The sequence below is a fragment of the Corynebacterium afermentans subsp. afermentans genome (assembly GCF_030408355.1).
Taxonomy (GTDB): domain Bacteria; phylum Actinomycetota; class Actinomycetes; order Mycobacteriales; family Mycobacteriaceae; genus Corynebacterium; species Corynebacterium afermentans.
This window is the reverse complement of record NZ_CP046606.1, coordinates 572,911-591,153: the sequence shown is the minus strand read 5'-3', so window position 1 is coordinate 591,153 and position 18,243 is coordinate 572,911. Positions and strand designations below refer to the sequence as shown.

The following is an 18,243-nucleotide window of genomic DNA, read 5'->3' as shown; positions in this document are numbered from 1 at the left end:
ACTCACTCCGACACGAGCGCCTGATCAATCCCCTCAGCCATCGAACGTATGTCCGAGCCTGCAGCTCTCGCGCAGGCCACGCGGTACTCCAGCGCATAGCCTGCGAGCTCCCGCAGACCGGGCACGTGCGCCCACCTGTCGAGCACTGCCACATTGCAGGCCTGAGCCAACAGTCCGTCCACAATCACCAGCGCCGCGGTAAAACCGCGGGGGCGCTTGCTTGAAGACGGCACAAGGTCCGTCAACGTCGGCACCGTATCCCCAGAAAAGAGCAGACAGGACGCAAAGTCCATGTGCGCCACAACGTCGCCCGGCTGCGGGATGTAGTCGCGCCACACCGCTCGCTCTGCTGTCGCGAAGGCGTCGCCGCGATCCGCCGTCGGCGCGTCGACGCCGGCCATCGCCTCGTCGTAACGCAGGGCGGCGGACACGGCTTCGTCGATACGCGCGAGCACCCGCCCCTCAACGAACTCGCTGGCTTTGAAACCGCCGACGACCAGGCGGCCGTCGGTGGCGCGCACCGGGCGGGACACCGCGATGCCTGCGCCGAACTCGCCGGCATGATCGCGGGCCTTGCCGGACCAAGCGGCCGTGTCGCTCGCCTCGGAGACCACGACCCGGCCGAAACGGACACCGTTGTCCCACTCCGGACCTACAGGTATGCCTGCCCGGCCGTCGAGCTGGAACGCCGACAAAACATGCCCGGGGATGTGCTGTGCTGTGCGCTGCGCCACCGCCTGCCTCCTACAGCACCGCTGGACGCGGGTAGGGCCACGGGTTCGGCCGGCACGTGTCCGGGTTGTCCGGGTAGTTGTCTTCCGGGCTCATCTCATGCAGCTGCGCATTGTTCAGGCTCAGGGTCTGCTGCATCATGATCGGCGCCAGCGCGTTCGGCTCCGGGCACGGGACGTGCTCCGCAAAGCCCACGGCGTGGCCCACCTCGTGGTTGATCAGGTACTGGCGGTAGCTGCCCAGATCGCCCTGGAACGGCACGGCGCCGCGCACCCAGCGCGACTCGTTCAGCAACACCGTATCCTCGCCGGTGATGCGGGTGCGGCAGCTGGTTTCGGTGCCGATCTGCACACCGCACAGCTCCGCGGTCGTCTCCAGCGAGGTCAGACGGATCTTCAGCGACGGATTATCGTTGACACTGACGTGTTCGAAGCGGAAACGCGGGTCGTTGGTCCAACCGCGTGGATCGCTCAGCGTCGCGTCGACCATGTGCGCAAACGCATCATCCCCGCCGTAGCCGGAGGTGTCGATACCGTCCTCGACCTCCACTGCGAAGCGCACCACGATTTCGGTGCCCTCGCCGACGCTCATGCCCGGTGCGCCCACCTCGCGGTAAGTGCCAGCACCGGTAGTGGTGTACGGCCCACCCGGCGGCAGATCGTGGGGATCAAACTCCCCTTCCGCGATCTTCGCCGGTTCCAACGGCTTCGCGCCGCCCTCCGGGTCTTCCTCGCCCGGCGCGGGCGAGGCGGCTGCGGAATCTTCCAACTCAGCGGGAGAACCGGTAGCCCCCACCGCGAGGTCCTCCGGGTTTTGAAACATGTTGATCAGCACAAAAACGGTGATCACGGCCAGCACGGGGATGGCGTAGGCACGCCAGCCGTACTCCTGCGCAAACGCAACGAGCTTGCTATCGCCTGCTTCGGCGTGCGCGGCGCGGGACGTGGGCCGCCGTGAGGCGTCGAAAAGCTTGCCGCGCTTTTGCGAGCGTTTCCCAGAACGGCGGGGCGTGTGAGCAGGATCAGCGCTCTCAGATTCGAGTTCCCAGCTATCAAACCAGTCGCCGAAATCATCGTCGTCGGTGTCACGGGCGCCGAACTCGCCGTCGCTGGGGCGGCGGTGCGCTCCGCGGCCACCCTCGATGGAGTCGCCGCGGCGGACGTCCCGCTCATGTGCGCCGTGCCGTTGTGCCATAAATGCGTAATTTAGCGCATGAACCCGACGGATCGGGCTGCGGCAGTACCCTGCTCCACGTACACGATGCGGTCGGTGCGGATGAGGTAAACCCGACCCTTGTCGTCCTCCACCTTCAAGGTGGCCTGGCCGCTGTCAACGGCCTGCTCGACGGTGGCGATGATGTCGTCCTGCCCCTCCGGCAGCTTGATCGTCAGTTCGCGGGGGCTGTCTGCAAGACCGATCTTGATATCCATGGCGCCATTGTAACGGCCTGTAGCTAAGATGAACGCGTGCCCTATTCAGCTGAGAGTGAACGCAACCGCGCCTCAACTGGCGCCCCGGCCGGCGAGAAATCGCAGCCGCCGACTTTTGTTCAGCTGGGTGTCGCCGCCGAAATCACCGATGCGCTGGCGCAGCGCGGCATTACTCGCCCCTTCTCCATCCAGGAGTTGACGCTGCCCCGCGCACTTGCAGGCCGGGACATCATCGGCCAGGCCCGCACCGGCATGGGCAAGACTTTCGGCTTCGGCGTGCCGCTTTTAGACCGTGTTTTTGACGACGCGGACATCGACGAGCTCGACGGCACCCCACGCGCGCTGGTGCTGGTGCCCACCCGCGAGCTTGCCGTGCAAGTGGGCGACGACCTCACCTTCGCTGCCTCCCAGACGCCGGTGCGCGTGACCACTATCTACGGCGGCCGACCCTACGAGGACCAGATTGCGGCGCTGGAAGCGGGCGTGGACGTTGTCGTCGGCACGCCCGGGCGCCTGATTGATCTGCACGAGCGCGGGGATCTCACCCTTTCTACTGTGGCGATTCTGGTGCTCGACGAGGCTGACGAGATGCTGGACATGGGCTTTCTGCCCGACATCGAAACGCTCTGGGCGGCGGTGCGCGATGACGCGCAGACGATGCTGTTTTCCGCCACCATGCCGGGCCCGATTTTGACGCTTGCGCGGGCGAAGATGAACAAGCCGGTGCACATCCGCGCCGAGTCCGCCGACGCGCCGCGAACCCACGACACCACCCGCCAGGTCGCCCTGAAGTCCCACCGCATGGACAAGCCCGAGGTGGTCGCGCGCATCCTTCAGGCCCGCGGCCGCGGCCGCACCATCATTTTCGCCCGCACGAAGCGCTCCGCCGCTCAGTTGGCGGAGGATCTCGCGCAGCGCGGCTTTACTGTGGCGGCGGTCCACGGTGATCTTGGCCAGCGTGCGCGTGAAGCGGCGCTCGATGCGTTTCGCCGCAGTTCGGCCGACATTCTCGTCGCTACCGACGTCGCCGCCCGCGGCATTGACGTTGAAGACGTCACCCACGTGATCAACTTCCAAACGCCGGATGACCCAATGACATACGTGCACCGCATCGGCCGCACCGGCCGCGCTGGCAAGAAGGGCACGGCCGTGACGTTGGTGGGTTACGACGAGGTGCGCAAGTGGCAGGCGATTAACGACGAGCTTTCGCTAGATGCCCGCGAGCTGCCCGAGTGGTTTTCCACCTCCCCGGAGCTGCACGAGGCGCTGGATATCCCGGACTCGGCTACTGCACGAGTGGGACGCCCGCGTAAAGTGCTCGGAGCACGCCCAGCACGAGCCTCAGGAAGGAACCGGCGATGAATTCTCCTCTGCGTCGCACCCGCGGCGATTTGATCGCTACCGGAGTGATCGCAGGTGTCTCAGCGCTGCTTTTGGGCACTGCCTTTCTCACCGCCCCCGCGCGCGACGCACACTTGGTTGCTGCCGAAGAAGAGCAGGAGGACTACGGCCAGCTCGCCGTGGTGCCGAAGTCGTTCAGCGAGGGGTTTTCCCTGCCGGATACATCTGGCCGCGACCAGCCGTTGGTGGCCAGCGGCATGGTGATCACCTACAACGACAACACCCTCTCCGCCACCACGCCGGAGGGTGAAACCGTGTGGACGTACGAGCGGCCCAACGACCTGTGCCTGGTGGACCATGCCTGGGGCAAGGTTGTGGCAACCTACCGCGACAACGCGGGCTGCGGCGACGTGGTGGCCATCGACGCGAAGACCGGCAAGTACGCCGGCACACGCTCGGCCATCGCGCCGGACAAGGTGGTGCGTTTGGCCTCAAATGACCGTGTGGGCTACGCCAGCTCCGAGCGCGCCGAGGTGTGGCGATCCGATCTAGTGCGCACCGTGGAGTACGGGCACGTGGAGGCGAAGCAAGAGCCGGACATGCAGCCCAACGAGTGCACCATCACATCTGCACTGACTCGCACGGAACTCGTTGCCGTCACCGAAATTTGCGACGACGGCGCGTTTTTGCGCCTGCAGGAGGCTACGCCGGAAGATTCGCGCAAGCCCGAGGTTCTCGCCGACGCGGAAATCAGCCCGGACGCGTACCTGGTGTCTATCTCCCAGGACGCGGCCGCGGTCTATGATCCGACTACTTCCGAGGTGCGCGGCTACAACACGGAGGGCACCAACATCAGCTCCTCGTCGGTGCCGCAGATGGATAGCCCCGAGCTCGGCCCGGACAGCATTGTGAAGAACCTGCCTGTGGCTGACTTGCCGCACCACATGACGTACTGGGAGAACAACTCCCTGCTACTTATGGAGCCAGCAGCGCTCGCAGTCACGGGCGTTTTCCAGGGCGCGCTGGGCACGGGTTTCTCTGCCGGCGAGAAGCTGCTATACGCCTCCGACAACGGCATTGCCGTAGTGGATTGGGACAAAAACGCCGTGGACAAGATCATCCCGGTCGACCGCGGCGGCTACTCCGGCCCGGTGCACATCTCCTCTGCCGGCGCCACCGTCGTAGAAAAGCGCGGCGACGAAGTCGTTGTGATGAAGGCCAACACCTAACGCATCGGCACTACCACCTTTGGGCGCGGCGCTTTACTGTGAGCGCCGCGCTTTGCGTTGCGCGTAGCGCGCCTCGTTGTACTCGCGCGTAGCCGGGTGGAAGATACCGATAAGTGCGAGCACGGCTGAGGCCAGCGTCGCGGCTCCCAACAGCGGCACACCGCCACGGAACATGTATACCGCCACGCCCGCCAAGATCGCTTCCACCAGCACGATCGCGCCGGTGGCGCGCGGGTTGCCCTTCAATGTGCTCACCGCGGCGTAGGCGATGTAGCCGAAAATGATCACGAGAAACGTCGCGGTGCCGATGTTGACGTAGTTCGCTGCCGGGGACTGCGACTCCAACGTCGAGGTGTGCTCAGTGAACTGTGAGACGATTAGCGAGGCCGCGTAAATAAACATCGCGGCGCACTGCACAAGCACCACCACCGCGCTGAACCGCATCACTGCGGGCACGGTTCCTAGCGCAACTTCGGACCTACTTTGGGCGGGTTTTTTGTTGGTTTCCACAACAAAGCAGTCTAGGCCCCGCTGCCCCATGCTCCCATTCGTGTGGCACGATTTGACGGTGACCCACCTCGCATCGGAATCATGATTGTGCAGGTCACATTGCCTATCGACGACCTCCGGACGCACCCAGCCCCCAACCCGAACCAACGAAAACAGGGTTAGATTCTATGATTCCTGTCACAATTTGGCTTACACCCCTAGCGCGGTGTAGGTGAACATGCCATTATTTCCGGGTAGCAAAAACAACGGGCTGGTTAAACAGCCCTTAACCCTAAGCCACCACAGGGTTAACGCCCGGTAAACCGGAAGACGGGTCCCGCATCCAACGGGAAGCTCCGCCCGGTACCCAGGAATCAAACTTCGTTTGCAACGCATCCGCCACAATGCGGGTGTTTGTGGTGCGCACGTAATTGCACATGGATTGAACACATGTTTCAACACACACGACCCAAAAGGAGAGTCATCATCATGGATTGGCGCCACGAAGCAATTTGCCGCGACGAGGACCCGGAACTGTTCTTCCCCGTCGGTAACTCCGGCCCGGCCCTGAGCCAGATCGCCCAGGCCAAGCTGGTGTGCCATCGCTGCCCCGTCACCTCCCAGTGCCTGAAGTGGGCTCTGGAGACCGGCCAGGACGCCGGCGTCTGGGGTGGCCTGTCCGAGGAGGAGCGCCGCGCGCTCAAGCGCCGCAACAAGGCCCGCGCCCGCAACCGCGCTCGTCTGTCGGCATAAGGCCATAAAGCTCCGCCGGATTACCTTGCCAGCAGTGCAGGGTTATACAGTGGAACATCTGTAACCGGTACCCATATTCAAAGGAGGCCCCCATGAGCAAGCGTGGTCGCAAGCGCAAGGACCGTCGCAAGAAGAGCGCTAACCGCGGTAAGCGCCCCAACTCTTAAAACGCGGTAAACGAAGTTAAACGCGGGCCCTTCCTATTTCGGGAAGGGCCCGCGTTTTGGCTTTTACCTACCGGCCAGCCGTAGCCTTTACGTCTTAGTGCATTGCGACGAATGCTGCGCCGATGCCGAGGGCTGCCAGGGCTGCGCTGACGCCGCCGATGATGGCTGCGATGTTGATCTGGTTGTCGGGCTGGTTGTTGGTCTGCTTCGGGGCTTCGGCCTTGGCGGGCTTGACGTCTTCGACCTTGGCCTGGGCTTCTGCCTTGGGCTGCTCGGCGGGGACTTCACCTGGCTCGTCGTTGATTTCCTCGGCCGGGACGAGTGCGACCATGGGGTGGTCTTCGGCGACCTCGACAGCTTCGGGCTGGGTGGTCTCGACGATTTCCTCGGGTTGCTCGATTGCTTCGACCTCGACCTCGGCGATGTCTGCGCGGGCGCCGATGGATTCGGCGTAGGCGCCGATGCGCGGGCTGTTGAGCACCAGGGAGTCCCAGTCGGCCGGGATAAGCACCCTTCCCTGCGGGGTGTTGGCGAAGTAGGCATGCTCGGAGTAGTTGAAGTAGTTGAACTGGTGGTTGTAGTTCATCACCGAGTGGTAGCCGTCCTGCATCGGGGAGCCTTCGGCGAAGTCCTTAACGTACTTGGCGGCGCCCCAGTGGCGCAGCCCCAGGGTGTGTCCGAACTCGTGGAGGATGGAGTTGCGCACCTGCTCCTCGTTCGCGCGCCCGCCGGGGTTTGCGATGTAGAAGGCGTTATCGCCCACCAGCGACAGGCCCGTGGCGTTGGAACCAGCACGCATCCGGTCACCGAGTACGCCGGGGCGGAAGATGTTCGCGCGCTCGCCGAGCTCGTTGATGGTGTCGATGAGCTGGAATGCCTCGTGCTGGCTCGGATCGAAGTACACGTCGCGGTAGTCGATCGTCTGGCCGCCGAAGCGCTCGGTGTAGTTGGCGATGTTGGTGTAGTGCTCGCCGGCGTCGATGTGCAGGGTAATGCCGTGGGTCTCAAACAGGTCCACGAGATCATCCAGGCTCTGCGTCGACGGGGCGTAGGAGGTGCGGTTGGCGTTTGCGCACTCGCGGGCGGCGGACGTGTTGCAGCCGAGGGTGTCGTATTCGGAGGCCATCCAGTTCAGCTGGAGGAACAGATCCGGACGCTTAGGGTCCGCACCCCAGTCCGGCAGGGGGATTTCCGTGCCGTCGGCTAACACGACGCCTTCTTCTTCCCAGATGTCGGGCAGGCCGTCTTTATCGGAGTCAACGAGGGTGGTGGTGTTGGTGCGGAACTCCGCCAACTCAACTTCCTGCTGGGCGTGTGCGACGTTCGCGCCGGAAACCGCGATGGCGGCGGCAACTGCTGCGGCGATGGTGTTTCGGAATGCTGCTCGCATCTCGGTGACTCCTTGGTGTGTTTTTCTCTTTGTTACATCCATGAGTTTATGCACCGAATATGCGCTGGTAAAACGCTCGGGGAAAGCCTGAAGAAACCGTTGAATCGTTGAACATTCCTTCCGGATTGTTCAACGTTTCCACCCGTTGTGGCCTGCGGATTGTTTAGCAATCCGGGTGGCGATTTCCCGGTTTCGCCGGCATTGTTCAACGATCAAACCGCGCGCAGTGCCAGATGGTTCAACAATCCACCACAGCTGCATTTTATGCACCTTAAGGTGTATTCTTGGATGGTATAGGCCGATTTCCCGTTTACCTGCATATTCTGATTGACTACACAATTCATGTGTTCTTAGTTTCGACGGGTTTTTCCTCAGGAACCCCAGAAACCCCCTGGATTGTTCAAAGATCCGCGGATTGTTCAGCAATCCCGATTTACCCCCTACCCCCGTGTTTTACCCCCGCCGCGGGGACAAGGACCCGTCGCAAAGCAAAAAGCCCCCTCAAACAACGAAAAGCCCGCAACCAACGGGCTGCGGGCGAGGAACACGGATCTTATCTATAGCGAACTTCGGTATAGCTCACCGTGGTGATGGAAGCGATGATGCGCTGGCGCAACGGCTCCGGGGCCTTCACAGGGCCGCAGCACTCGCGCACCATCGTGCGCACGTCGCGCTCAGACTGCGCGACGGCCAAACACTCCGGGCAAGCCGCCAGGTCGTTTTTGATCTCCTCGCGTCGCTCGGGCGCGGTGTCTTCGTCGAACAGCTCGCACAGCAAGCGGTAAGTGGCCTCGCAGCCGTGAGCGTCGGTGTGGGTGTGTCCGGTGGACATTACTTCTCCTTCGCGTCTTGCTTACCGGTGGCATCTGTCATGTCAGCATGGTCGAGACCGATACCGCGTTCCTTCGCCACGTCTTTCAACATCCCGCGAAGCTGTTTTCTTCCCCGGTGCAGCCGGCTCATCACGGTGCCGATAGGAATCTCCATCACTTCCGCGATCTCCTTGTAGGCCATCCCCTCCACGTCCGCGTAGTAGACCACCATGCGGTAGTCCTCGCTCAACGCGTTGAGCGCCTCCGAAATCCGGGAGTTTGGCATGGATTTCAGCGCCTCCACCTCCGCGGACTCCAAGCCGGTGGAGTCGTGCGAGCTTGAGGTGTAGAGCTGGTTGTCCGTCACCTCGTCCGCCGAAGTTTCCAGCGGGCGGCGCTGCTTCTTGCGGTAGGAGTTGATGTACGTGTTCGTCATAATCCGGTACAGCCAAGCCTTGAGGTTGGTGCCGGGGGTGAAACTGCCGAAGTTTTTGTAGGCCTTTAAATAGGTCTCCTGCACCAGGTCCTCGGCATCCTGCGGGTTGCGCGTCATGCGCAGCGCGCCGCCGTACAGCTGGTCCAAAAGCGGCATCGCTTCCTCGTTAAAGCGCGCCTTCAGGTCATCGCTCACGCCTGCGTCTGGCTCGGTTTCGGGCATGTGAGCCATTGTAGGGCCAGTATTTGCAATCGCTACCCTGTGCCCATGGCAGAGAAGACGCACGCACTGACTGCACTGCAAGGCACTGAACACAAGGTGCTGACCTACTCCCCCAGCCAGGACCACTTCGGCGCGCACGCGGCCGAGGAGCTCGAACTGGATCCGGCGTCGGTACTGAAAACGCTGATGATCACCCACGAACGCGAGCTGGCCATCTGCTGCGTGCCCGTGGACGGCCACCTGTCCTTAAAAGCCGCGGCGAAAGCCCTCGGCTGGAAGCGCGCGGAGATGGCGGATCCGGCCAAGGCGCAGCGCGCGACCGGCTACGTTGTCGGCGGCATCTCGCCGCTGGGCACGAAGCAAAAGCTGGCAACGCTTATCGACGCCTCCGTGGCCGACCTTCCCGCCATCAACGTCTCCGCCGGCCAACGCGGCCTGTCCGCGCAACTGAGCCCGCGCGACCTGGCTGAGCTGACCGGGGCGACGTTTGCGCCGATCAGCGCGCCCTAGCCGTAGTCTGTAGCTTCAGTCGGCTTTGCCCACAAGCTCCGGGTAGTCATTCCTGATGTTGCCCACTTCCTGGGCCGCTTCGTTCCACACCAGAGTGTCCGCCACACGCGAGGGGTGCACCAGCTCAAGGGCCTCCTCCGGGGAGCCGTCGACCCAGGTGCGTATCTCGTCCTCGCGCAGAAACAGTGGCAGGCGGTGGTGCAGCCACGCCATACTCTCGGCGGCCTCGGTGGTGACCATGGTCGTAGACAGGCGGTCCAGCCCCGTCTCCCACAGCGCGGCGGCGTAGAGCATGCCTTCCTTCGGGCGCACGAAGTAGGGCTGCTTGCCGTTTTCGGTGGGCTTCCATTCGTAGTAGCCGTCCAGCACCATCAGCCCGCGGCGCGCCTTGAACGCGCTGCGGAAGGAAGGCTTCTCAGCCACCGTCTCGCCCCGGGCGTTAAATAACGGAGGGCCGGTCTCGTCCTTCTTCCAAGTGGGCAGCAGGCCCCACCGGGCGGCGTCGATACGCGCGGTAGCATCCGCAACCCTAATCAGCGGCACCTGCTGCGTGGGCGCGATGTTGTAGCGCGGCGGCGGGGTGCCGTCCGGGGCCTGAACTTCCGCGATGCCGGGAAGACCGGCTACTTCGCCTACAAGGTCGTCGCCTGACGTGAAAAGAACGAATCGTCCGCACATGCGCTCCATTATCATGACTTTCATGACCAAGATGTGGCCTGCGCCGTTTCACCCCAGCCCGATCACCCACACCCAGCGGGTGCCCGGGTCCAAATCCATGACCAACCGCGCCTACATTCTGTCGGCGCTTGCGTCCGGCCCCTCCACCATCGTCGGCGCACTGCGCTCCCGCGACACGGACCTGATGGAAGCTGCGTTGCGCGCCATGGGCACCGCCATCGACCACGACGGCGAGACCATTCGCGTCTCCCCTGGCAAGCTGCGCTCCGCCGAGGTCGATTGCGGCCTGGCGGGCACGGTGATGCGGTTCGTGCCGCCTGTCGCGGCGTTCGCGGATGGGCCCGTGCTTTTCGACGGCGACGCCCACGCCCGCAAACGCCCCATGGCCACCATCCTGGAAGCCCTTCGCACCCTGGGAGTCTCCGTGGCAGGCGACACCCTGCCGTTTACCGTGCACGGCACCGGCCGCGCCGAGGGCGGCCCGGTGGAGATCGACGCATCCGGTTCCTCCCAGTTCGTCTCCGGCGTGCTGCTCGCCGCGCCCCGGTTCGAGCGCGGCGTGCAGATCCGCCACACCGGCGGCACCCTGCCGTCGATGCCCCACATTGAGATGACGGTGGCCATGCTGCAGCACGCTGGCGTGCAGGTGCAGGCCACCGCCTCCTCCTGGTCCGTTGAGTCACAGCCGATCCGCGGCTCCCACTGGGAGATCGAGCCTGACCTGTCCAACGCCGCGCCGTTTTTGGCTGCCGCAGCGGTCACCGGCGGCGAAGTGCGCATCCCCCACTGGCCGGTTGCCTCTACCCAGCCGGGCGCGACCATGCAGTCCATCCTGGAGCGCATGGGCTGCGAGGTGGAGCTGGAAGCCGCTGGCGCCGGCCACACCCTGCGCGTGCGGGGCCCGGAGGCCGGAAGTTTGCGAGGCATCCGCATCGACATGAGCGACATCGGCGAGCTCGCCCCCACTGTCGCCGCCATCGCCGCCTGCGCCACCACGACGAGTGAGCTGACCGGCATTGCCCACCTGCGCGGCCACGAAACCGACCGCCTGGCTGCGCTCTCGCGCGAAATCAACGGTCTCGGTGGCAACTGCGAGGAGCTCGGCGACGGCTTGCGCATCACCCCGACCCGGATGCGCGGCGGGGCCTGGCACACCTACGACGACCACCGCATGGCCACCGCCGGGGCAATCATCGGCCTGATGGTGAACGGCGTCGAGGTGGAAAACATCGACACCACCTCCAAGACACTGCCCGGCTTCGCCGACATGTGGGCGGAGGTGGTGGCGCAGTAATGGGCCGCAGCTTCGCCGATTACGACGAGTCCGATGTGCGCGTGCGCCCCGGCAAAGGCTCGCGCCCGCGCTCGAAGAAACGTCCCACCCACGACGACGCCGAGTTCGGACTCGTCGTGGCCAAAGACCGGGGCCGCTGGGGTGTGGTGCTCGATACCACCGGCACCCGCCTGCAGTGCACCCGCGCCCGCGAGCTGAAGCGCACTTCCATCGAGGTGGGCGACCGCGTCGGCGTGGTCGGCGACACCTCGGGGGCGAAAGACACCCTCGCCCGCATCGTCAAACGTGAAGATCGCTCCTCGGTGCTGCGCCGCACGGCGGACGACACCGACCCCTACGAACGCATCATCGTGGCCAACGCGCAGCTGCTGCTCATCGTGGTCGCGGCCGCCGACCCGCCGCCACGCACCGGCTTTGTCGAGCGCGCCCTCATCGCCGCCTTTGTCGGCGGCGTGACCCCGGTGGTGTGCGTGACCAAGACCGACCTGGCGGATCCCACCGACTTCGAGCGCGAGCTCGAGGCCATGGGCGTGGAGGTGTTGCGCACCGGCGTGGAGGACGGCGTGGAGCAGCTGCGTAAGCTTATCCGCGGCCACGTCTCTGCCCTCATCGGCCACTCCGGCGTGGGCAAGTCCACCCTGGTCAACCGCATCGTGCCCGACGCGGACCGTGAAACCGGCGAGGTCTCCGGGGTGGGCAAGGGCCGGCACACCTCCACCCAGTCCGTGGCGCTGGAGGTGCCCGGCGGCGGGTGGATGATCGATACCCCGGGCATCCGGTCATTCGGCCTGGCGCACGTCTCCCCCGAAGAAATCGTGGACGTCTTCCCGGACCTGGAGGAAGCGGCTCAGCGCTGCCCCCGTGGCTGCACACATTTGGGCCCCCCGGCGGATCCAGAGTGTGCCTGGGACGAGCTGGATCCGGCGTCCCCCGTCGGCCGCCGGGCCGCGGCAGTGCGGGGTCTGCTTTCGGCCCTGCACTCCAACAACAACTGGGAGCTAAAGCAGCTCGACGAGGACCGGTAACTCGCTCGGGTCGTAGAACGCCATGTAGTTGTCCTGGGCGTCGCCCACGGCGAGCTCGGCGTCCTCGTCGCCCAGATCAGCGGCGTCGACGACCTCAACCGCCTTGGCGGTCGCCTCCTCGGCTTCCGCGATGTCCACATGGATCGCGGCGATGTCCTCGATCTGCACCGGCGCGGACAGCTTCACCACGGACTCGCCCATCTCCGGATCCGGGGTGGCCTGGGAATCCGGCACGTCCGCGGAGACCACCACGCGACGGTGCGGGTGGCGCTCCTCGTCGCCGATGGCCAGCAGACGGATCGACGCCATCGCCGCGTCGTCGAACGCCACAGCCTCAATCTCTTCCTGGTCGCCCGAGGTGAAAAACTCGTGCAGCGCCTCGGTGGCGGCGAACGCCCAGCCGCTGCGGGCGTGCATCAGACGGTTGTCCTCCAGCGCCGCGAGCATGCCGAAGGTGGCGGGAATGTAGACGCGCACTAGAACTCGCCCTCGATGTCGAACAGGGACTGGATCTCCACCGCGGTGCGGTCGATGGCGGTGTGCAGGATGCCAATCATGTTGTACTCGACTGCGGCGCGGACGTGCATGATGTCGTCGTCGATCATCACGCAGTCGTTCAAGTCCACCCCGATCGCGTCGGCCGCGGCTTGAAACGCCGCACGCTCCGGCTTTTCCGCCCCAATCTCTCCGGAGAGCACCACAGCATCAACCCGGCCGCCGAACTCCCATTCGCGGATCTTGTCGGCCATCTCACCGTCGCCCTCCTCGTTGGAGAGGATGCCCACCGCGATGTCCTTCGCCTTCACCGCCTCAATGAGGGTTTTCCAGCGCTGCTCGTCCTCTGCACCGGTGTCCAACACTCCTGCGTAGTCGATGATCAAGCCCTGCACGGGATCCCTCTTTCGTTGGTTGCGTCGTGCCTACTGTAGTGAGCACACCCTTTACACGGGCGGCTGCGAACGTGGACAATACTACCTACCCCGCCCAATGCCCGTCCCCCTCCACCACGCATTCCCGCGTGAAAAAGAGGGAGGATGCCCGCCATGTATTACACCGCCCCAGGGCACAGGCACGTGCAAGTGCTCGTACCCCGGCGAAACCACACACCCGCCGCGCTTAGCCGGCCCCTGGGAACGAAACGGCCCGCCATTGGGCCACCCGGCGCCCCAATGGCGGTGGAGCCCGTCGTGGCGGAAGCGCTCAGCGCCGCCATGAGCAAACACCGGGCCACGTCCATGATGGCGTGGCGCTTCGCCCCCGCCGTGCGCGCCCACATACGCGCCCGGCAGCACGCTGCGGCGCTGACAAACCCGCCAACGAGTACCGCCCCCGCGGCGGGCAGGCTCAAAGTGGTTACCTGCCACGCCCGCGAGGGCGGGGAATTCTTCGGCACCGTCGAAACCACGGACGGCACCAGGCGGGCTTACGCCGCGAAAATCCGCGACGGCAAGCTGGTTGCCTTCAAGGTGCTGTAGGCGACAGCACGTCGATAAGCGAGTGCCTAGACGACGGTCGAGCCGCCCGCATCAGCCGCTTGCTCAGCATCCTGGGTCTCGAACTGCTTGCGCATGGTGAACAGCTGGCGCACCGTCTCCTCCTGTACGGCCTCGTTCATCCCGTTGAACATGTCGCCGCCTTCCTTCTGGTACTCCACCAGCGGGTCGCGCTGCGCCATCGCGCGCAAGCCGATGCCCTCCTTGAGGTAGTCCATCTCGTAGAGGTGCTCGCGCCACTTCGTGTCGATGATCGGCAAGATCACCATGCGCTCTAAGTTGCGCATCTGCTCCTCGCCGCCAATCGACGCGACGTTTTCCTCCAGCTTGTCGTACTGAGCGTTCGCGTCGTCGACAAGCGCCTGGCGCAGCTGCTCCGAGGTGAGCTCGCCGGCGCGGCCGTACTCGTCACCGTCGATGAGCTCCTGCGCGCTGACCGTCGGGCCGTACAGAGACTCCAGCGCGTTCCACAGGCCGTCGAGGTCCCAGTCCTCCACGTAGCCCTCGGCGGTCGCGCCGTCCACGTAGGCGCTGATGGTGGAATCGATCATGCGACGCACCTGGCCCGCAATATCCTTCGAGCCCAGGATCTCCTGGCGCTCGCGGTAGACCACCTTGCGCTGCTCGTTGAGCACCTCGTCGTACTTGAGCACGTTCTTGCGCATCTCAAAGTTCTGGTTCTCCACCTGAGACTGCGCGCCCTTAATCGCGTTGGAAACCATCTTCGCCTCAATCGGCACATCGTCCGGCACGTTGAGGCGGTTCATCATGTTCTCCATGGACTGGCCCACGAAGCGCACCATGAGCTCGTCGCGCATGGACAGGTAGAAGCGGGTCTCGCCCGGATCACCCTGGCGGCCGGAGCGGCCGCGCAGCTGGTTGTCAATGCGGCGCGACTCGTGGCGCTCGGTGCCGATGACGTAGAGGCCGCCGGCCTCGCGCACCTCGTCGCCAAGCTGCTGCGAACGCTCCTTGGCCGCCGGCAGCTGTGCGTCCCACGCCTCCTGGTAGCGCTCCGAATCCTCCAGCGGGTCCAAGCCCTGGGCCTGCAGCTTCGCGTCCAGGAGAATCTCCGGGTTACCGCCAAGCACGATGTCGGTACCGCGGCCAGCCATGTTGGTGGACACGGTCACCTTGCCGGGCAGACCGGCCTCGGCGATGATGCTGCCCTCTTCCTCGTGGTACTTCGCGTTGAGCACGTTGTGCTTCACGCCCTTGCGGGTGAGCAGCTGCGACAGGTACTCGGAACGCTCCACCGAGGTGGTGCCCACCAGCACCGGCTGCCCCTTCGCCGCGTGCTCCGCGATGTCCTCCGCCACGGCGGCGAACTTCGCCTCCTGGGTCTTGTAGATCAGGTCGTCGCGGTCCGCGCGCTGGTTCGGACGGTTCGGCGGGATCTGCACGACGTCCATCTTGTAAATCTGGTGCAGCTCCGCCGCCTCGGTCTCGGCGGTACCGGTCATGCCGGACAGCTTGTCGTAGAGGCGGAAGTAGTTCTGCAGGGTCACCGTGGCCAGGGTCTGGTTCTCGTTTTTGATCTCCACCTGCTCCTTGGCCTCGATGGCCTGGTGCATGCCCTCGTTGTAGCGGCGGCCCGCCAACACGCGGCCGGTGAATCCGTCCACGATCATCACCTCACCCTGGCGGATGATGTAGTCCTTGTCGCGCTCGAACAGCTCCTTCGCCTTGATGGCGTTGTTGAGGTAGCTGACCAGCTGCGAGTGCTCCGGGGCGTAGAGGTTGTCAATGCCCAGCTGGTCCTCGACGAACTCCACGCCCTCCTCGGAGATGCCCACGGTGCGCTTGCGCTGGTCCACCTCGTAGTGGATGCCCTCGCGCATGCGCGGAGCGAGCTGCGCGAACACGTTGTAGAACTGGCTGGAGCCGTCCACCGGGCCGGAGATGATCAGTGGGGTACGCGCCTCGTCGATGAGGATGGAGTCCACCTCATCCACGATGGCGTAGTTGTGGCCGCGCTGGACAATGTCGTTGACAGAGCGCGTCATGTTGTCGCGCAGGTAGTCGAAGCCGAGCTCGTTGTTGGTGCCGTAGGTGATATCGGCGTCGTATGCTTTCTTGCGCTCGGCCGGGCGCATGTCGGACAGGATCACGCCCACCTCAAGGCCCAGGAAGTGGTGGACACGGCCCATCATCTCGGCGTCACGCTTGGCAAGGTAGTCGTTCACCGTGACAATGTGCACGCCCTTGCCGGACAGAGCGTTCAGGTACGCCGGCAGCACCGAGGTCAGGGTCTTGCCTTCACCGGTTTTCATCTCGGCGACGTTGCCGAAGTGCAGGGCGGCGCCGCCCATGATCTGCACCTTGAAGTGCTTTTGGCCCAGCACGCGCCATGAGGCTTCGCGGGCGGTGGCGAACGCGTCGAGCAGGATGTCGTCCAGGCTCGCGCCGTCGGCGATCTTGTCCTTGAACTCGACGGTCTTAGCCTTGAGCTCCTCGTCGGCCAGCGCGGAGTACTCGTCGTCGAGCGCCATGACCTGATCGGCGATTTTGGCAAGGCGCTTTACGGTGCGCCCCTCACCGGCACGGAGCAGCTTTGACAGTCCAAACACGTGTGCAAAGTCCTTTACTGATGGGTTGACAGGGCCAAGGTGATACAACCGGCCATTGTACGCACGCCTCCCGGGGTATAGACAACCCCATAGGCGCTCCACAGCCGAGCCATTGCCTATCGACGACTACCGCCCCGGCCCAGATCCGGAAACAGTATCTGGCCGGGGCAGGTCTTGCTAGCTTGAGCTGCGGGAATGCGCGCTACTCGGCGTCTGCCTCCGGGGCGAGCTCAATCAGACCGTAATCGAACGCGTGGCGGCGGTAGACCACAGCCGGACGGTTGGTCTCCTCATTGACGAAGAGGTAGAAGTCGTGGCCCACCAGCTCCATCTCGCTGAGCGCATCGTCCACGCTGCGCGGGGCGTTGGAGTGCAACTTGGAGCGCACGATCTGGCCCGGGACAACGTCTTCGACCTGGTCGGCGTACGGGTCCACGTCGTACTTGCCGGCCTCCTGCGCCGCGCTCTCCTGCTTGGCCTTCGCGTCCGCCTCCATCTCCGCGGCCAACACACCGGTGCTCTTCGGCGCGCGGTGGCCGGACATTGCGATGTTGCGACGTGCCTTGACCTTGCGCAGCGAGCGCTCCAGCTTGTCCACCGCGGTCTCGAGCGCGGCGTAGAAGTTCTCCTCCTTCGCCTCAGCGCGGGCCAGGTGGCCCGAGCCGGTGGCGGTGATCTGGATGCGCTCCGCCTCTGCCTCGCGGCGCGGGTTCTTCTCGTGCTTCAGCTCCACATGGAACGACTTGAGCGTCGGATCAAGCTTTTCAATCTTGGCCAGCTTGCCGTTTACTCGTTCCTGGAAATGCTCTGGGACCTCGACGTTTCGACCGGTGATGGTGACCTGGGCTTCCGGGCTCAGCGTCTCTTGGATCGGGTTGCGGTCTGCAGACGTCATCTGCGTCCTCCCTTGCGGTAGTAGGAACTGTGTCCACCACCACTATACAACTGGTTATGACCAATTCGGCCGGTTTTATACAATGCTCGCTGAGAGTGAACCTGCGGCGGACCACCGGCTGCAGCGACCCCGCCGGCGCCGGCTAGGCCGCGCACAGCGCCACACACGCGGCGACGTCCGCCCCGCGCGAGAGCAAAATAGCTGCGCTGGCCTGCAGCGTTGCGCCGGTGGTGACCACGTCGTCCACCAGCACGACCTGCCCGGCGGGCACCCCGGAAATCTGCACGCGCCCCGCCAGGTTGGCCCGCCGGCCTGCTTCGTCGAGGCCGGACTGGTCCGCCGTCCGCGGGTCCAACCGCAGCACGGGCGCGACCTGCCTTCCGGTGGCTCGGCAGACCTGCTCCACCGGGTCGCCGCCGCGAGCCCGCGCGGAACGAGTGCGCGTAGGTGCCGGCACTAAAACCGCGCCGGTGGGGATCTCGCCGCGCGCCTCCAAGTAATCCAACGCAGCCGCAAGCACCGCGCCGACGTGGCGGCGTACCGCCAGGTGGTTTCGCTCCTTCATGGCCAGGATCACCCCGCGGTGCGGGTCCGCGTACGGCCCGAGCGCGAACACCGGCGCGTGCGGGGTGGTGTTGGGAAACACCCGCTGCGGTGGCGTCGCCAGGCCCTTACGGCACGAAGGGCACAGCAGTGTCCCCGGCGCGCGGCAGCCCGCGCATCTGCGCGGCAGCAGCAGCTCGCCGATCTGCCCGAACATCTCCCCCATGTGGGAAA

Annotated in this window: 21 protein-coding genes; 8 read left to right on the top strand and 13 right to left on the bottom strand. The window is 64.8% G+C overall.

Features of this window, described 5'->3' with window-relative positions:
• Positions 1-2 precede the first annotated feature (2 nt).
• From CAFEA_RS02750 to CAFEA_RS02740, 3 genes are read right to left on the bottom strand one after another with little or no spacing between them, the layout of a single operon-like run.
• Positions 3-734 carry a hypothetical protein gene (locus CAFEA_RS02750; protein ID WP_143313339.1) on the bottom strand — a complete coding sequence of 244 codons (732 nt, stop codon included), beginning with the start codon at positions 732-734 and terminating at the stop codon, positions 3-5.
• Positions 735-744: 10 nt separating this feature from the next.
• Positions 745-1,926: a DUF3152 domain-containing protein gene (locus CAFEA_RS02745; RefSeq protein ID WP_082855729.1), complete on the bottom strand. Its 1,182-nt coding sequence runs from the start codon at positions 1,924-1,926 to the stop codon at positions 745-747.
• Between the two features lie 11 nt (positions 1,927-1,937).
• A complete protein-coding gene (locus tag CAFEA_RS02740) occupies positions 1,938-2,162 on the bottom strand; it encodes a DUF3107 domain-containing protein (protein WP_034997535.1) in 225 nt (74 codons plus the stop codon).
• 36 nt (positions 2,163-2,198) lie between these two features.
• Here CAFEA_RS02740 and CAFEA_RS02735 point away from each other — a divergent pair, with 36 nt between their 5' ends.
• Both CAFEA_RS02735 and CAFEA_RS02730 read left to right on the top strand, forming a co-directional pair.
• On the top strand, positions 2,199-3,524 hold the full coding sequence (locus CAFEA_RS02735; protein WP_063938599.1) for a DEAD/DEAH box helicase: 1,326 nt from the start codon (positions 2,199-2,201) through the stop codon (positions 3,522-3,524).
• A complete protein-coding gene (locus CAFEA_RS02730) occupies positions 3,521-4,732 on the top strand; it encodes an Rv3212 family protein (protein WP_063938598.1) in 1,212 nt (403 codons plus the stop codon). Before CAFEA_RS02735 ends, CAFEA_RS02730 begins: the two co-directional genes overlap by 4 nt.
• A gap of 33 nt (positions 4,733-4,765) precedes the next feature.
• On the opposite strand, the gene CAFEA_RS02725 is transcribed toward CAFEA_RS02730, so the two are convergent.
• Entirely contained in the window at positions 4,766-5,188 is a 423-nt protein-coding gene (locus tag CAFEA_RS02725) for a hypothetical protein (RefSeq protein ID WP_126857714.1), read from the bottom strand.
• Between the two features lie 522 nt (positions 5,189-5,710).
• On the opposite strand from CAFEA_RS02725, the gene CAFEA_RS02720 reads away from it, so the two are divergent.
• Both CAFEA_RS02720 and CAFEA_RS11360 read left to right on the top strand, forming a co-directional pair.
• On the top strand, positions 5,711-5,974 hold the full coding sequence (locus tag CAFEA_RS02720) for a WhiB family transcriptional regulator (protein ID WP_034997533.1): 264 nt from the start codon (positions 5,711-5,713) through the stop codon (positions 5,972-5,974).
• 92 nt (positions 5,975-6,066) lie between these two features.
• Positions 6,067-6,141, top strand: coding sequence for a 50S ribosomal protein bL37 (locus tag CAFEA_RS11360; protein WP_095066802.1), 75 nt, complete (start codon positions 6,067-6,069; stop codon positions 6,139-6,141).
• Positions 6,142-6,235: 94 nt separating this feature from the next.
• Here CAFEA_RS11360 and CAFEA_RS02715 read toward each other — a convergent pair whose 3' ends face one another.
• From CAFEA_RS02715 to CAFEA_RS02705, 3 genes are all read right to left on the bottom strand, one after another.
• Positions 6,236-7,531 carry a hypothetical protein gene (locus CAFEA_RS02715; RefSeq protein ID WP_063938597.1) on the bottom strand — a complete coding sequence of 432 codons (1,296 nt, stop codon included), beginning with the start codon at positions 7,529-7,531 and terminating at the stop codon, positions 6,236-6,238.
• Positions 7,532-8,084: 553 nt separating this feature from the next.
• Positions 8,085-8,363, bottom strand: coding sequence for a hypothetical protein (locus CAFEA_RS02710; RefSeq protein WP_034997528.1), 279 nt, complete (start codon positions 8,361-8,363; stop codon positions 8,085-8,087).
• Positions 8,363-9,001 (bottom strand): sigma-70 family RNA polymerase sigma factor, encoded by a 639-nt coding sequence (locus CAFEA_RS02705; RefSeq protein WP_063938596.1) that lies wholly within the window; start codon positions 8,999-9,001, stop codon positions 8,363-8,365. Before CAFEA_RS02705 ends, CAFEA_RS02710 begins: the two co-directional genes overlap by 1 nt.
• A gap of 45 nt (positions 9,002-9,046) precedes the next feature.
• Here CAFEA_RS02705 and ybaK point away from each other — a divergent pair, with 45 nt between their 5' ends.
• The gene (ybaK, locus tag CAFEA_RS02700; protein ID WP_063938595.1) at positions 9,047-9,511 is read left to right on the top strand and encodes a Cys-tRNA(Pro) deacylase; all 465 of its coding nucleotides are present in this window, start codon (positions 9,047-9,049) and stop codon (positions 9,509-9,511) included.
• Positions 9,512-9,526: 15 nt separating this feature from the next.
• Here the strand turns inward: ybaK and CAFEA_RS02695 are convergent, their stop codons facing one another.
• On the bottom strand, positions 9,527-10,189 hold the full coding sequence (locus CAFEA_RS02695; RefSeq protein ID WP_063938636.1) for an SOS response-associated peptidase: 663 nt from the start codon (positions 10,187-10,189) through the stop codon (positions 9,527-9,529).
• Between the two features lie 22 nt (positions 10,190-10,211).
• Between CAFEA_RS02695 and aroA the strand changes: the two genes are divergently transcribed.
• Entirely contained in the window at positions 10,212-11,483 is a 1,272-nt protein-coding gene (gene aroA / locus CAFEA_RS02690) for a 3-phosphoshikimate 1-carboxyvinyltransferase (RefSeq protein ID WP_172796735.1), read from the top strand.
• Positions 11,483-12,508, top strand: a complete 1,026-nt coding sequence (rsgA, locus tag CAFEA_RS02685; protein WP_063938594.1) for a ribosome small subunit-dependent GTPase A — start codon at positions 11,483-11,485, stop codon at positions 12,506-12,508. The genes aroA and rsgA overlap by 1 nt, the downstream gene beginning before the upstream one ends.
• Here the strand turns inward: rsgA and CAFEA_RS02680 are convergent.
• Positions 12,482-12,985 carry a DUF6912 family protein gene (locus CAFEA_RS02680; RefSeq protein ID WP_063938593.1) on the bottom strand — a complete coding sequence of 168 codons (504 nt, stop codon included), beginning with the start codon at positions 12,983-12,985 and terminating at the stop codon, positions 12,482-12,484. The two genes, rsgA and CAFEA_RS02680, sit on opposite strands and share 27 nt — an antisense overlap.
• Positions 12,985-13,398 (bottom strand): HAD family hydrolase, encoded by a 414-nt coding sequence (locus CAFEA_RS02675; protein ID WP_063938592.1) that lies wholly within the window; start codon positions 13,396-13,398, stop codon positions 12,985-12,987. Before CAFEA_RS02675 ends, CAFEA_RS02680 begins: the two co-directional genes overlap by 1 nt.
• 297 nt (positions 13,399-13,695) lie before the next feature.
• Here CAFEA_RS02675 and CAFEA_RS02670 point away from each other — a divergent pair, with 297 nt between their 5' ends.
• A complete protein-coding gene (locus CAFEA_RS02670) occupies positions 13,696-13,983 on the top strand; it encodes a hypothetical protein (RefSeq protein ID WP_126857708.1) in 288 nt (95 codons plus the stop codon).
• A 26-nt stretch (positions 13,984-14,009) separates the two neighbouring features.
• Here CAFEA_RS02670 and secA read toward each other — a convergent pair whose 3' ends face one another.
• The 3 genes from secA to CAFEA_RS02655 all read right to left on the bottom strand — a co-directional run bounded on the left by secA (position 14,010) and on the right by CAFEA_RS02655 (position 18,235).
• Complete coding sequence (secA, locus tag CAFEA_RS02665) at positions 14,010-16,571, bottom strand: preprotein translocase subunit SecA (RefSeq protein ID WP_063938591.1); 2,562 nt, start codon at positions 16,569-16,571, stop codon at positions 14,010-14,012.
• A gap of 202 nt (positions 16,572-16,773) precedes the next feature.
• Complete coding sequence (gene hpf, locus CAFEA_RS02660; RefSeq protein WP_063938590.1) at positions 16,774-17,466, bottom strand: ribosome hibernation-promoting factor, HPF/YfiA family; 693 nt, start codon at positions 17,464-17,466, stop codon at positions 16,774-16,776.
• A gap of 142 nt (positions 17,467-17,608) precedes the next feature.
• Positions 17,609-18,235, bottom strand: coding sequence for a ComF family protein (locus tag CAFEA_RS02655; protein ID WP_063938589.1), 627 nt, complete (start codon positions 18,233-18,235; stop codon positions 17,609-17,611).
• Positions 18,236-18,243: the final 8 nt, after the last annotated feature.

Coding starts and splice junctions, on each gene's coding strand:
- CAFEA_RS02745 (WP_082855729.1), bottom strand. CDS start 1,926: ATGGCACAACGGCACGGCGCACATGAGCGGGACGTCCGCCGCGGCGAC.
- CAFEA_RS02740 (WP_034997535.1), bottom strand. CDS start 2,162: ATGGATATCAAGATCGGTCTTGCAGACAGCCCCCGCGAACTGACGATC.
- CAFEA_RS02730 (WP_063938598.1), top strand. CDS start 3,521: ATGAATTCTCCTCTGCGTCGCACCCGCGGCGATTTGATCGCTACCGGA.
- CAFEA_RS02720 (WP_034997533.1), top strand. CDS start 5,711: ATGGATTGGCGCCACGAAGCAATTTGCCGCGACGAGGACCCGGAACTG.
- CAFEA_RS02715 (WP_063938597.1), bottom strand. CDS start 7,531: ATGCGAGCAGCATTCCGAAACACCATCGCCGCAGCAGTTGCCGCCGCC.
- CAFEA_RS02710 (WP_034997528.1), bottom strand. CDS start 8,363: ATGTCCACCGGACACACCCACACCGACGCTCACGGCTGCGAGGCCACT.
- CAFEA_RS02705 (WP_063938596.1), bottom strand. CDS start 9,001: ATGCCCGAAACCGAGCCAGACGCAGGCGTGAGCGATGACCTGAAGGCG.
- ybaK (WP_063938595.1), top strand. CDS start 9,047: ATGGCAGAGAAGACGCACGCACTGACTGCACTGCAAGGCACTGAACAC.
- CAFEA_RS02695 (WP_063938636.1), bottom strand. CDS start 10,189: ATGTGCGGACGATTCGTTCTTTTCACGTCAGGCGACGACCTTGTAGGC.
- aroA (WP_172796735.1), top strand. CDS start 10,212: ATGACCAAGATGTGGCCTGCGCCGTTTCACCCCAGCCCGATCACCCAC.
- rsgA (WP_063938594.1), top strand. CDS start 11,483: ATGGGCCGCAGCTTCGCCGATTACGACGAGTCCGATGTGCGCGTGCGC.
- hpf (WP_063938590.1), bottom strand. CDS start 17,466: ATGACGTCTGCAGACCGCAACCCGATCCAAGAGACGCTGAGCCCGGAA.
- CAFEA_RS02655 (WP_063938589.1), bottom strand. CDS start 18,235: ATGGGGGAGATGTTCGGGCAGATCGGCGAGCTGCTGCTGCCGCGCAGA.